The organism is Pollutimonas bauzanensis (assembly GCF_040393045.1).
Classification (GTDB): Bacteria; Pseudomonadota; Gammaproteobacteria; order Burkholderiales; family Burkholderiaceae_B; genus Pollutimonas; species Pollutimonas bauzanensis_A.
In genome coordinates this window covers 1-13,401 of the sequence record NZ_JBEBUX010000112.1, presented here as the reverse complement: position 1 = coordinate 13,401, position 13,401 = coordinate 1, and the positions used below count along the sequence as shown (strand labels likewise).

At 56.1% G+C, this 13,401-nt stretch carries 11 protein-coding genes; 5 read left to right on the top strand and 6 right to left on the bottom strand.

The annotated features are described in order from the left end of the window. Positions 1 to 12: 12 nt before the first annotated feature. The 6 genes from ABWO67_RS15395 to ABWO67_RS15370 all read right to left on the bottom strand — a co-directional run bounded on the left by ABWO67_RS15395 (position 13) and on the right by ABWO67_RS15370 (position 7,835). Positions 13 to 1,002: a Bug family tripartite tricarboxylate transporter substrate binding protein gene (locus tag ABWO67_RS15395; protein ID WP_353153059.1), complete on the bottom strand. Its 990-nt coding sequence runs from the start codon at positions 1,000 to 1,002 to the stop codon at positions 13 to 15. Between the two features lie 47 nt (positions 1,003 to 1,049). Continuing rightward, positions 1,050 to 2,099 (bottom strand): LacI family DNA-binding transcriptional regulator, encoded by a 1,050-nt coding sequence (locus tag ABWO67_RS15390; RefSeq protein WP_353153057.1) that lies wholly within the window; start codon positions 2,097 to 2,099, stop codon positions 1,050 to 1,052. After that, complete coding sequence (locus ABWO67_RS15385; RefSeq protein WP_353153055.1) at positions 2,096 to 2,956, bottom strand: TauD/TfdA dioxygenase family protein; 861 nt, start codon at positions 2,954 to 2,956, stop codon at positions 2,096 to 2,098. Before ABWO67_RS15385 ends, ABWO67_RS15390 begins: the two co-directional genes overlap by 4 nt. A gap of 163 nt (positions 2,957 to 3,119) precedes the next feature. Further along, entirely contained in the window at positions 3,120 to 4,529 is a 1,410-nt protein-coding gene (cls, locus tag ABWO67_RS15380; protein WP_353153053.1) for a cardiolipin synthase, read from the bottom strand. Positions 4,530 to 4,641: 112 nt separating this feature from the next. Beyond that, positions 4,642 to 6,009: a metal-dependent hydrolase family protein gene (locus ABWO67_RS15375; RefSeq protein WP_353153051.1), complete on the bottom strand. Its 1,368-nt coding sequence runs from the start codon at positions 6,007 to 6,009 to the stop codon at positions 4,642 to 4,644. Positions 6,010 to 6,197: 188 nt separating this feature from the next. Beyond that, complete coding sequence (locus ABWO67_RS15370; RefSeq protein ID WP_353153049.1) at positions 6,198 to 7,835, bottom strand: Na+/H+ antiporter; 1,638 nt, start codon at positions 7,833 to 7,835, stop codon at positions 6,198 to 6,200. 174 nt (positions 7,836 to 8,009) lie between these two features. Here ABWO67_RS15370 and ABWO67_RS15365 point away from each other — a divergent pair, with 174 nt between their 5' ends. From ABWO67_RS15365 to ABWO67_RS15345, 5 genes are read left to right on the top strand one after another with little or no spacing between them, the layout of a single operon-like run. Further along, a complete protein-coding gene (locus tag ABWO67_RS15365; RefSeq protein ID WP_353153047.1) occupies positions 8,010 to 8,273 on the top strand; it encodes a YtcA family lipoprotein in 264 nt (87 codons plus the stop codon). A gap of 3 nt (positions 8,274 to 8,276) precedes the next feature. Beyond that, a complete protein-coding gene (gene mdtN, locus ABWO67_RS15360) occupies positions 8,277 to 9,320 on the top strand; it encodes a multidrug transporter subunit MdtN (RefSeq protein WP_353153045.1) in 1,044 nt (347 codons plus the stop codon). Then, positions 9,304 to 11,118, top strand: coding sequence for an FUSC family protein (locus ABWO67_RS15355; protein WP_353153043.1), 1,815 nt, complete (start codon positions 9,304 to 9,306; stop codon positions 11,116 to 11,118). The genes mdtN and ABWO67_RS15355 overlap by 17 nt, the downstream gene beginning before the upstream one ends. After that, complete coding sequence (locus ABWO67_RS15350; RefSeq protein WP_353153041.1) at positions 11,115 to 12,659, top strand: TolC family protein; 1,545 nt, start codon at positions 11,115 to 11,117, stop codon at positions 12,657 to 12,659. Before ABWO67_RS15355 ends, ABWO67_RS15350 begins: the two co-directional genes overlap by 4 nt. 54 nt (positions 12,660 to 12,713) lie before the next feature. Beyond that, positions 12,714 to 13,400 carry a MarC family NAAT transporter gene (locus tag ABWO67_RS15345; RefSeq protein ID WP_353153039.1) on the top strand — a complete coding sequence of 229 codons (687 nt, stop codon included), beginning with the start codon at positions 12,714 to 12,716 and terminating at the stop codon, positions 13,398 to 13,400. Position 13,401: the final 1 nt, after the last annotated feature.

Below are 13,401 nucleotides of genomic sequence, written 5' to 3'. Positions count from 1 at the left end.
CCGCCCTCTTCCTTACTTCTGTTGCAGCCGTATATTTGCCTCGTCCGCGACTTTCTTCCATTTAACATTTTCGGCCAACAAGAAGGTACGCATCTCTTCCGGAGTGCCACCCACAATGCTGGCACCCAACTCATTGAGTTTGGTTTGAATGTCTGGCATTTGAAGCGCTTTGTTGATACCGGCATTAATTTTCTCTGTTACCGCTGGCGGCGTGCCGGCGGGAACCAAAAAGCCTCCCCAGGACACCGCTTCAAAAGAGTCCAGTCCGAGAGCTTCATTTACCGAGGGTACATCCGGAAGCGAAGCAACCCGCTTGCTGCTGGTTACTGCGAGCGCTTTGAGCTTGCCGCCGTTAATATGAGGGATCCCGGCAACCACCGTAGGCAAGACCACTACAATTTGGCCTCCTATCGTGTCTGTTATAGATGGAGAATCGCCCTTGTACGGAACATGCCTCATTTTTATGCCTGCCATCGAGCTGAGCATTTCCCCGGACAGATGATTACTGGCGCCGATGCCGGCGGAGCCGAAGGTCACTTCATCTGGCTTTGATTTCGCTAAATCAACGAGATCTTGTAAAGTTTTTAAGTCTGAATCCGACTTAACCAAGATGACCTGCGGCACAAGCGTAGTCAAAATTACCGGATCAAAATCCTTGATCGAATCGTAACGAAGACTTGAATATACGGCATGGTTTATCGCATTGGGCCCCAGGTTGGCCATCAATATGGTGTGCCCATCCGGTGTAGCTGAAGCCACTAACTCATTGGCAATGATTCCGTTGGCTCCCGGCCGATTATCAATGACAACCGGCTGCCCCCATTCCTTTGTCAGCTTCTCCGCCAAAAGCCTGGCGGTAGTATCTGACGCACCGCCAGGAGGATAAGGCAAAACGATTTTGACCTGATGGGAAGGCCACTCCTGCGCGAAGGCGGCATGAGGTCCTACTAAAGCGGCTAAGAATAAGAATAACGCCGCACACCTTTTTATAAACCCTTTCATGTCTTCTCCTTAATGACCTCTTTATATATTTACGATAAAACGGTTGATTAGTTCCGCTGACATCCTTCATTGGTAAATGGGTGGCGGGCAGTCGACGAGCGTATAAGCAATTCATTAGGAAAGCACTTATATTCAAGCGGCTTACCGTTGTTCTTAATTTTCGCTAATAGCAAATCCAGGGCGTAGGCGACCATTTCCTCCATCGGTTGCCGTACCGTAGTCAGGTCATAAGCCCCCCAAGAGGCAAGTTCAATGTCGTCATAGCCCACAACCCATAAATCATCGGGTACTTTTACTTGGCAAAAACGTGCGCCATCAATCGCGCCAACGGCAAGCACATCGTTCACGCAAAAGATTGCATCGGGAGGAGAAGCAGACTGAAGTAGTTGCCGGGCGGCGTCATGACCGCTGGCATGAGTGAAAGTTTCCGAGCGCACATAAAGATGAGGGGGAATATCGACCCCTGACTGCCGCAGCGCCTCACGGAACCCGGCCTCACGATCCCGAATAGTACTGGCTCGCTGCAGGCCGCCTATCAGCGCGATTCGCCTGCGACCGGCCTGTAATAAGTATTGGGCCACACGACGCCCACCGTCCATGTTGTCACTTGACACTTGATCTGCCGGGTAACCAGCGACACTCCGATTAACCAGGACAACGGGTGCTTGTGGAGATGCAATATCCTTAAGAAATTCGGACTCAGCAGTGGCTGCGGTCAGGATCACGCCGTCAACGACTCCCTGGCGCAACGCTTGGCTTGCCTGCAAGTCGCCGCCATGTTCAGCATCCCATACGATCATGCGCTGCCCAAGACTAACAAGCCGGGCGCCTATAGCCTCGAGCGTCATGGGATAAAGCTGATACGACAACCTCGCCACCACGACGCCGATAGAACCGCTACGGCTGGTTCGAAAGGCACGGGCCGCGGCATTGGGGACATAGCGTGTTTGCGCCAGTACCTGCAAGACGCGATCGCGCGTGGCCGGGCGAACCTTCGCATCATTGCGAAGGACTCGGGACACGGTTGATTGCGAGACACCAGCCAACCGCGCCACATCGTGGCTGGTCATACTGGTGCCAGCGATGGCCTCGGTCAATCAATATCCAAGGTAGTGGTGCGACGCAATTCGCGACGATATTTCGTGTCGTCAAACGAACTGGCCCGGTGCATAGTTTTACGATTGTCCCAAATCACAAAATCATCGGGAGTCCATGCATGACGGTAGACAAACCGTGGTTGCGTGGCATGTTCAATCAAATCTCGAAGCAGCAACCGCCCTTCCGCAACTGGCCAGTCCACGATATGTGAAGCATGCGACGCAAGATACAATGCGCGGCGCTGTGAACGAGGAAGTGTGCGAACCAGCGGATGCGCTGCACCAGGCAGTTTCTCTTTTTCTTCATCAGTAAAATCAAAACCAAGCACATGCCGCGAATAAACGATAGAGTGATGCGCTCGAAGCCCCTCTATACTTTCTTTCGCTTGCTCATCAAGCAAGTCGTAAGCGCCACACATATCCGCATATTCGGTATCGGTGCTGACCTCTGGGATGACCTTCGCTGAAAGCATTGAAAAACGCCCAGCGGGATCCTGAAACGATGCGTCGGTATGCCATAAACGATTGCTCAAATGACCGATACGAAGACGCTCGTTGGATTTCAACAATTCGCCGTCTGCATTCACATTGGATATATCGGTCAAGGCATCATTACCAAAACGATTCGCCGCAAGTACCGATACCGAGGTTTTCGTGTGCAAGGTACCGTCCAGACGCTGCGCAAATGAAATTTGCTCCTCGGCGCTCATAGGCTGATCACGAAATATGAGCACACCGTATGCATCCATTCCGCACCGTATCGCTTCCAGGGTTTCTGGATCATAGGTATCTCGAATTTTGACACCTGTAACTTCAGCGACAAAGTCAGGGCGAACCGGATGAAAAGCAATTGTCATGACTAATTCCTTCTTATAGCTCTGTTGTATCAACGTAAGGCACTCAGAAAATTCGAGAGGCTTATACTTGTCGTGAACGGCAAATGACTACGTAACCATTATGGTTTGGAAAAGTTCTATATGTCAATATTTAAGTTATGGAAAGTCGAAGGTTAGTACACCGTCACAGGACAGGCCCGAGTATGGCCATGACGTTGTTACGAAGCCGATAGCGCAAACTCCACGCAGCCACATCGGCTTGGTTGATGAGCTTGGATTGTGCGATATATCCTTCTTGCCTGCGACGGATGGCCTGCGTCAAATGCACATCATGGAACAAGATATTGTTCTCGAAGTTCAGGTCAAAGCTACGCCGGTCCATGTTGGCTGAACCAATCAGTGTCATCTCGCCATCAACCGTCAGCGATTTGGTGTGTAGCAAGCCACCGACGTATTCGTAAATGCAGACACCTGCATCCAGCAGTTCGGAATAGTAGCTACGACTTGCCGCCCCCACGAACCAACTGTCATTTCGAGCCGGGAAAACGATGGTCGTTGCGATCCCCCGTCGGGCGCTGGCACAGAGCGCGGCTTGCATGGAGTCATCCGGGACGTAGTAAGGCGTCGTTATCACCAGTTCTCGCCTGGCGCTGAACATCAATGTCGCAAAAAGCTCTGGCGTTGCGGAATAGTGATTCTCGGGCCCGGTCCCTATAACCTGGGCCACGAAACCCTGTTCCAGTTGCGGCATAGGCCGGTGTGCCAGTTCACGGCAATCCTCGTGGGTACAGATCAGCCAATCGGCGAGGAAAAGCTGCTGGTTCTGCCGGGCGATCGGGCCCTCGAACCGAACAACCGCGTCAACCCACGGTGCGTACTTTGCTTTGACGGCGAATTCAGGGTCGGCACAGTTCTGGCTTCCGCAATAAGTAATGTGATTGTCGATCACGACGATCTTGCGATGGTTACGAACATCGACCCGCCCCTTCAGGATGCGAACCGCGATGTTGCCGATCGGCTGCGCGCGCGCCAGTTGCACACCGGCACGACCCATCGCCGACCAATGCTCACCACGGATGAAGTCGCGCGACCCCAGATCGTCGACGATCACGCGGCAGGTGACCCCGCGTTGGGCCGCGCGCACCATCGCGTCAACGACCTTGCGTCCGTTGGTATCGGATAGCCAGATGTAGAAAAGTAGGTGCACGTGCTCTATTGCCGCGTCAATATCCGCGACAATTGCGTTAATCGTGGAGTTCGAATCATCAAGCAAATGCCCCGTGTTGCCGCCAACCGGGGCGAAGCCACTGATCGACGCACCTATCGCAAACCCCGGCGAGGCGTTCTCCGGAATTTTGACGCTTTCCGTAACCGAGCCGGAAGACAGGGGTTGGGAGGAGTCAGGCAGCCTCTGACGAACCGAAAACCCGGCCGGCCTCACCTCGCCCAACATCAGATACACCAATGCTCCGACGTAGGGCAGAGCCATGATGAAAAGGATCCATGCAATACGCGACGCCGGATCGCGGTGCGGCCGGAGCAAGACGCGAACCGATAGTCCCGTGATGATGAGAAGGTGGACAATCAGCCACATGGTAATACCCCATTTTTAGCAGTGATGGATTTACGGGGGGATTATCACATGGCGACGCCCCATGAGCGGCTGCACCCTCATGCCCGGGACATGCGCCCCGCGCAGGCGCAGATCAGACCAGCGTACTTTTGTATATCTTGCCATCCTTCATGATCAACCGCAGATTGGTATCCGGGTCGGTCAGGAAATCCAGGCTCACAGTGGGATCGCCGTCAGCCACAAGAATATCGGCCAGCGAACCGGGAGCAATGGTTCCCAGCCCCCCTTCGTATGGGTTGCGTAAACCCGACATCATCAAAAGCTCTCCGTTCTGCCCGGTCGCCATTCGTAACAGGTCCAGCGGCTGATAAAAGCGCGTCAGCTTGGCCAGCATGCGCCCGTGATGCGGCAAGTTCTGAGGGGTGAACAAAATGTCGGTCCCCCATGCAGTCTGGACGTTGAATTTCTGGGCCATCTCATAGGCCTTCACTGTTCCCTGGGCGACCCGCAATTGGTTCGCCCTGGCTGCTGGATCAGCCAGCTTGTTCGCATCCTCATCCGCCAGAAATGGCTGCAAGCTCCACCAGATGCCCTTGTCCGCCATCATGCGCACGACCTCTTCATCGGCCAATTGCCCATGCTCGATGGACCGCACACCGGCCCTAACCGCCCGTTCAATGCCTTTAGCCGTATAGACGTGCACCATGACATAGGTGCCCCAATCGCTTGCCGCGGCCACGCCGGCCTTGAGCTCGGCCTCGGTGAATTGCACGCTGTCCAAGGGATCATAGGGCGAGGTTACCCCGCCGCCGCCCATCAACTTTATCTGGGATGCACCAAGCATCAGCTCTTCACGCGCACGACGGAGTACTTCGGACTCGCCATCGGCAATCGATGAAACTCCCGCACGCATGGTATGGGTGATATCGCCGTCGGCACGTGGAATTTCGTATCGCATCCGGAAATCGCCATGGCCCGAGGTTTGCGTAATCATGGCTCCTGAAGGATAGATGCGCGGTCCATGGGTGATGCCTTCGTCGATCGCCCGTTTCAACGCGAAGCTGGGGCCACCGGCATCGCGCGTGGTGGTAAAACCGCGCATCAAGGTGCGCTGCGCTTCGTGAGCGGCGACCAAATGAATATAAGGCACGTCCGCCGTCATCGCCTGCATTTGCGTCAGGCCACACAACGTCGAATGCCAGTGTGCGTCGATCAAGCCCGGCATGACCAGCCGGCCACCGCAGTCGATGATTTCCACGTCGCCCGGCGCCTCGCCCACGGCAGGCAGAGCCACAACCTTATTGCCTTCTATCCGGACATTCCTGCCTTCCTGGACCGTGGCTGTAATGCCGTCAAACAGGCGTAGATTCGTCAGCAGTATGGGACGCTCGGATATTTTTGGCTGTTCCGCAAAAGCACTATCCGATTTGAAGGTGAGGAACGGCAGTACCGCAGCCGCCATACCACCCAGAAACATGCGACGCGTCAGGTCCGCGGACACGCGCCGATGCAACGACCGAATCAAGGGGCTGGCGCATTTGCAGCCGCACGTAGCCGAATGTACATGCCTAAAAGGCACGTAACCTCCTTGAGATTGCCCACTACCCGAATTAAGTTGTTGCATACCGCTCCCATTCTTATAATGCGTGAATCTGGTGGCGGCCAATACGTACCGCTCCCGTGTAAAGATCAGCTCAATCGCACTTCGTGCAAGTCCAACCTCATGACGTGCTCGCGGGCCATCGCATCCGATATACGCCGCTCTCGGGCGAGCTGGTAAACAGCCAGCCGTGATGCCTTGATGGCATCGAGCCGCATCTCCCGCTCCACGGCCCATCGCAAATTAAATGCTTCCCGGCTCTCTTCCTCAGTGGCATCGTCGGCGCTGGTGCGCAACTCGTCGAGTATATGACCTGCGACTTCAGTGTACAGAGCGCTGTTTTCACCTGTATCGGACTGGATCAACTTGTTCAGCGTCTGCCCAACACTTTTAATGGCTGCTTCACGCGCCGCCTGAAGGGCCAGCGTTTCTTGAAAGCTATAGCGCTTTTCGGGAAGAGCGCTATAGCCGCGCAGCAAAGCGGGTAGCCCGACACTGGCTATGACCATGGAAAGAATAATGACCATGGCCGCGAGGAAAATTGCCAAATCTCGTGCAGGAAAACTGGAGCCGTCCTGAAGCACAAGCGGCAAGGTCATGACGCCGGCCAGCGTTATGGTGCCCCGAACGCCGGCGAACGACAACACGAGCATCATGCGTATGCCAACGGGTGCCGCGTCCAGACTCCTGTTTCCACGAAGAATTTTGCCGGTTTTAAGCACCAAAAAAATCCAGAAAAAACGAATCGCGACTAGGGCAATGCAGATGACCACAGGGTAAATGGCCAGCCACCTCACATCGTGATGGCCGGCCTCAGCCACCACCAATACCGCCCCCTTAAGTATGCTGGGTAGTTGCTCGCCCAGCAGCACGAACATGATTCCGGTCAGGGAAAATTGGACAGCGTCCCATACGGCCTCGCGACGCACCCGCGTGGCGGCCAGAGCCTTACCGGAGAGCTCCGCATAGCTCATGGTTACGCCTGCCGCAACGGCGGCCAATATTCCCGAGGCCTGGGCATGCTCCGCCAAAAAGTATGCGGCAAAAGGAGCCAGGAGGCTCAGCAGGATTTCGGAACTGGGATCTTCGCTAAACCTTTGAACAAACCAGTTCCCGGTTATCGTGATCAACCAGGTGACCGCCGCGCCGATGGCAAGCCCAGCCAAGGCCATCCACAAAAAAGACCCCGCCGCCGACGTCAGGGAGAACGAGCCGGTAACTGTAGCGGCAACCGCAAACCGGAATGCCACCAAGCCGCTGGCGTCGTTGAATAGTGACTCGCTTTCCAGAACCACCAGAACCCGCTTAGGAAGAACGGTGCGTCGCGCTATTGCGCTTACCGCCACGGGATCAGTCGGCGACACAATTGCGGCAAGGGCGAACGCCACCGTCAGGGGCATTGCCGGAATCATCCAATGAATCAGAAAACCGAGCCCCAGCACAGTCAAGAAAACCAGCCCGAACGCCAATTGGACAACGCCTAGCTTGTCGCGAATCAAGCCGTCTTTAGGAATACGCCAGCCATCCAAAAACAAGAGCGGAGGCAAAAACAACAAAAAAAACATGTCGGGATCGAGCTTGACGCCCCGCTCTGACACAGCGGCAATCAACGCGCCGAAGGCTATCTGGACGAGAGGCAGCGGCAAGGAAACCGGTAGCACACGAACCAACACTCCGCTGAGCAAGACAGCAACAAGCATTGCCAGAACTACACTTACTGTTTCCATAAACGTGAAATCCCAGTCGCACCAACTTGAGAAGCTCCGCGCGTTGGATTCCACAGCAATTTAGCATATATCGACACCCCCAGTAGACGGTTAAGTGATACAGTGGCGGCGGTCCCTGCTCGCACCAAAAAAAAAGCATGCCATTTCACGCTCACAACTGAAAGGGTTTAAAACTTGCCGCATATCGCTACGTCGTTGTTGATTGCAATCGTGCTCGCGGGCTGCACAAACTCCAATGCACCTTCTATAGCCGCGTTCGGCTCTTACTTTCCTTCCTGGCTACTGTGCGCTGCGGTCGGCATAATGGGCGCCATCCTGGTACGCCTGGGTTTTATTCACCTAGGACTAGACGACGCGCTGCCACTTCGTCTTTTTGTCTATGTATGCGTGGCAATCATCATCGCCATCGCCACATCGCTTCTTTTTTTCGCGACCTGAGTCATGCCCCATACCGCCAATCAAAAGAAGAAAACGTTTCTCGCTCGGACTGCCGCAGCCATCATCATTCTGGGTGCAATCACGCTCATCATCGTCTATCAATGGATTTCAAGCCCATTATCAGAGGACGCCATGTTGCAGGCCAACGTCGTGCACATCAGCACACCAGTGCCTGGCCGGGTCGAGCAATTCCACGTTACCGAAAACGGTAGAGTAAAGCGCGGCGAACTTCTGTTTACCCTCGACCCAACGGTTTACCGTCTTCGCGTTGAGCAGGCCGAAGCGGAACTCAAGGCGGCGCAAGCTGCTCTCGACGCAAAAAGCCGGCAAATCCGCGCCGAGCGCTCTAATGTTGTTATCGCTACCGAGCAAATTGAGCGGGCGCGATCGAATCTGCAGTTAACTGAAAAAACGCTGGAGCGGCTTGTACCGTTAGCCAAGAAAGGTTACGTGACCGCCCAGCAGGTCGATGATGCCAAAACCCTGAACCAAGATGCCCGGACCAGTTTCAAACAGGCGAAGGAGCAGGCGCAAGCCGCTGAAAGCCTGGTAGGAACGATGGAGGCAGCCGAGGCGGTTGTCCAAGTCAGTCGCAGCACGTTGGCGATTGCCCAGCATGCTCTTGCCGATACCGAGGTACGTGCGCCCCATGACGGACTGGTGGTCGGCCTGTCAGTCTCAGCGGGCGAATATGTCGCACCCGACCAATCCTTGTTCACACTGATCAATACCGAACAATGGTACGCCACCGCCTTCTTTCGCGAAACTGAGCTTAAGGACATCAAGCCTGGATCATGCACCCTGGTGTACGCGATGGCCAACCCCTCGGTCGCCATCAAGGGAGCCGTCGATAGCATTGGCTGGGGCGTCAGCTCCGCTGACCTGATCGATCTGCCCCGTGCCCTGCCCATTGTGCAGAAATCCCTGAACTGGGTCCGTGTAGCGCAACGCTTTCCTGTACGTGTTCGGCTTGGAGACGCCCCAGAAAACCTGCTGCGCATCGGTGCGTCAGCGGTAGTGGTCATGCGGCATGACGACAACTGCTAACCGCTTTCTGCCTACCGTTCTACGCACGGCCCGTAAAGACCTGCGCCCGTTCGATGGGCGCCTGGACATGGCATGGCGGGTTGCTGCCCAGTGCTCTCTGGCAAGCCTGGTGTTCATGACCTACGGCATTCCATTGGCAGCGATCGGCTGCTATCTGATTCTGTTTCTGATGAAGCCAGATGGCGCTGAAAGTACGCTCATGGCCATCGGCGTAGCAATCCTGGTTTCCCTGGTTGTGGTGTTGCTTCTGTATCTGGCACGATGGACCATCGACGATCCCATGTGGCGCATGGTAGTCATCGTGGTGGGCTCCTTTATCTTTCTATACATTGGCGCCGCCAGCCTCTTGGGACCGATTGGCAATATTCTCGCCCTGGTCGTCGGCTTTGCCATGACACTGCTCAGCGATGTCCCTTTCGGCGAAGCCGCTACTAGGGCGCTGCTCTATGCTTGGCTGATGGCGGTCGTCCCGATGGGTATCATCGTGATCTTCAACCTTTTTCTGGGACGCTCCCCGGTACGCCTGCTGAAAAACGAACTGGTGAAGCGACTGGAGGCGACCGCGCGTGCGCTTGAGCAACCGGCGCTTGACGAGGAAGTCCGTACTCAGTTGCTGGCGGGCAACGAAGAGCTAAAAAAACGTGTGGGCTTTGTTGGCTTGCTTCATCTGGCGCCCACAGCCGAAACCCAATACCTGACTCGCGCCATCGATGACTCGTATCGCCTGCTTCTTGCGGTCTCGACCCTGATGGTCTCTGCGCCTGAACCCCTGCGCCACGAGCTTGCCTCGCAATGCCGGCTGGCGGCCCAGGTTCTGGCGGCCGAACAGAGCATTGACAGGGCCGTTGGCGACCCCTCCAGCCAGGCCTCCATTCCCAGCGACAATCCCGCCACTGAGGCCAGGTTGGCCTTGGCCGCACTGATGGACCGGCGGCCAAGGCCAGCGGAAAAATCCGCCAAGCCCTCCTTCTTCTTCAAGGATGCACTTAGCAACTCGGAATATTCTCGGTTCGCCATCAAGACAACAGCAGCCGCGACCATCAGCTATTTACTTTACACCGCCATCGACTGGCAAGGCATCCATACAGCAATGATTACGTGCTATGTGGCTGCGCTGGGTACCACCGCCGAAACCCTGCACAAGTTAACCTTGCGCATCATCGGATGCCTGATCGGTGCGGCTATGGGCGTTGGCGCCATCCTGTTTCTAATACCCCATATGACAAGTATCGGTTCGTTGATGGCCTTGGTTTTCACCGGAATCCTGGTGGCCGGATGGGTCTCATCAGGCAGTGAACGCATCTCCTATGCGGGCATCCAGATCGGTCTAGCCTTTCTGCTGACCATACTGCAAGACTTTGGTCCATCTATCGATCTATCCGCCGCCTCGGACCGGGTAATGGGCATCCTGCTGGGTAATCTGGTGATGTACCTGGTCTTCACCCGCATCTGGCCGCTAAGCATCGCCAGCATGGTGCGCAAAAAGGTAGCCGATGCGCTGGACGGACTGACGCAGATCGTTCGTTCCGACCGCATCCAGCCCGCTACCATGGACGAGATCTCCAGAGTTATCACAACACTGCAAACGGCCAGAGAGAGCCTGGGCTTAGCCCTGTTCGAGCCTCGAAACCTGCGCCCCGATGATGACACCATCGAGCGGTTGAGGACCCTGATCGTCCAGGCAGAAAACCTGTGCCCTGTCGTTGCTTTCAAACCCACGATACCTTCGCCCGCATACACTCAGGCGGTTAGCGAAATCGACTATATGCTGCTCTCGTTGAGCAAGGTCAAGGAATGATTACGCTGCACCGCATGTCCACTCAATCGCACTTGGCCAGCTGGGCCAAACCACTTGTTGCCACACTATGCGTCGCCCTCGCTGGCTGCGCAACAGACGCCCTGACCCTCGCACCGGCATCACCCAGCACGCCGTGGCAACCCACCCCACAGGACACCGCCCCGCCCACACGCAAACCGAACATGCCCAGCCTCACCAAGGGGTTCACTGTACCCTCTATGCCTGAGGCCTCGATTCTGCCTCCGGCGCCGATCATCGACGGCGAACACGTGCATAACCTGCCCGAGCTGATCGACATTGCGCAGCGCGAGAATCCGGAAACGCGCCTGGCTTGGAATAGCGCACGCCAGGCAGCCCTCGCAGTCGGTGTTGTCGAGGCCACTTTCCTGCCAATGCTGTCGGCCAACGTCATCGCCGGCTGGCAGAAAACACAAACGCCGATTCCTTTGCTGACCGGTAATCGGAGCATCAACACCGAATTCCATGGCGTCGTGCCCGCGCTGGCGCTGGAATGGCTGATTTTTGACTTTGGGCAGCGCAAAGCCATTGCCGATGGGGCCAGGGCGACATCCTATGCGACCAATGTATTGTTCAACGGAGTCCACCAAAAAATCATTCATGATGTCACTCACGCCTACTACCAATATGGCGCGGCGCGCTCCCAGGTAAACATTGCGGCGCAAGCCCTAAAGAACAGCCGCTTTATTGACCATGCCGTCGAACAGCGCCAGAAAGCGGGACTTGCGACAGTCGTGGAGACAGCCCAGGCCAGCCAGCAAGTGGCCCAGGCTAAGCTGCGCCAGGTCAACGCCCAGGGGCTGGAACAGAATGCCTACCAAGCGCTTCTGGCTGCGGTAGGCCTGCCGCCAGCTACGCACATCAAGATCAGCAACCCGCCAGATCGCCGGTTGCCCGACACCAACACGACGCTGACCGACGAAGCCATACGGCTTGCCCTATCCCAGCGCCCCGATGTTCTTGCCACCTATGCCGCCACCACAGCCGCCAAGGCCGGTATCGCTGCCGCCGAAGCCGAGTTCATGCCCAAGGTTTATCTGGGTGCTGTGGCAGCGCATAACCGCACAAATTTCGACGTACGCGGCTTACCGAACCTGCAACAGCAAACCGGATCAGCCAGCGTGCTGCTCGGCGTCACGATACCGCTATTCGATGGCGGCCTGCGCTCGGCGCGTCTGCAAGACGCCCAAATTCAGGCGCAAAAAGCTTCCGATATTTTTCAAAAAGCACAACTAAGTGCCATGCGCGAAATCATCGCCGCCTCGAACATGCTGCGATCCGCGCTGGCCAGCTATCAGGCAGCGTCCGAGCTGGTCAAGACAGCGGACACAACTTATGATGCAGCGTTACAAGCCTATCGCCACGGCGTAGGGACCGTGACCGCCACCACGATAGCCGTTACCGCACTACTGGATGCGCAACAAGCCCGCATCGATGCAAGGACAGCTTCTCAAACGGCGGCCGCCAACTTGGCATTTGTCATGGGCGCCATGACTTCTCCACGCGAGAGTTGGAACGACTAAGCGACGTGTTACGCCATGACTCTAATCGAAGTCTTTTAAGGAAACCAGCAGACTATGACCGAACAGATCATCCAATTAGTGCACTTAATCGGACTAGGTCTGGCTATGCTGCTGCCATTAGCCAACCCGCTTACGTCAATGTCCATGCTTCTATCGCTGGGCGAAAACATACCGCGGCCCGAACTGCATCGCCAAGTCCGGCAAGGCGCGTTCTACGTCGTACTGATCATGCTCGTCACGTATTTCTTGGGCACATGGATTATTCATGCGCTGGGCATTTCAATGCCCGGCATCCGCATCGCAGGTGGAATGATCGTCGCCTTTATCGGCTTTAATATGCTGTTTCCCGCGAGCACGGCCACAAACAGCCCGCCTGCTGATGGCGCGGCATCCAAACCGTCCACGCCCCAGAGCGTGCCGAATATTGCGTTCGTTCCGCTAGCACTGCCCGGCACCGCCGGACCCGGCACGATCGCCATGATCATCAGCGCCTCGTCCAAGATTTCGAGCATCCAGCCGCATCCGCCCGAGTGGGTGTTGGTCGTGGCGCCCATCATCGTTGCCTTGCTGTTGGGCGCTTTGTTCTATATCTGCCTGCGCTCAGCCGACCGCCTTGTCCGCTTTCTAGGCCACGACGGAATTGATGCGATTTCGCGCATCATGGGCTTTTTGCTAGTGTGCATGGGCGTACAGCTCGTCATCGACGGCGTCCTGGAAATCGTGCAGAACGGCGCAATGTAAT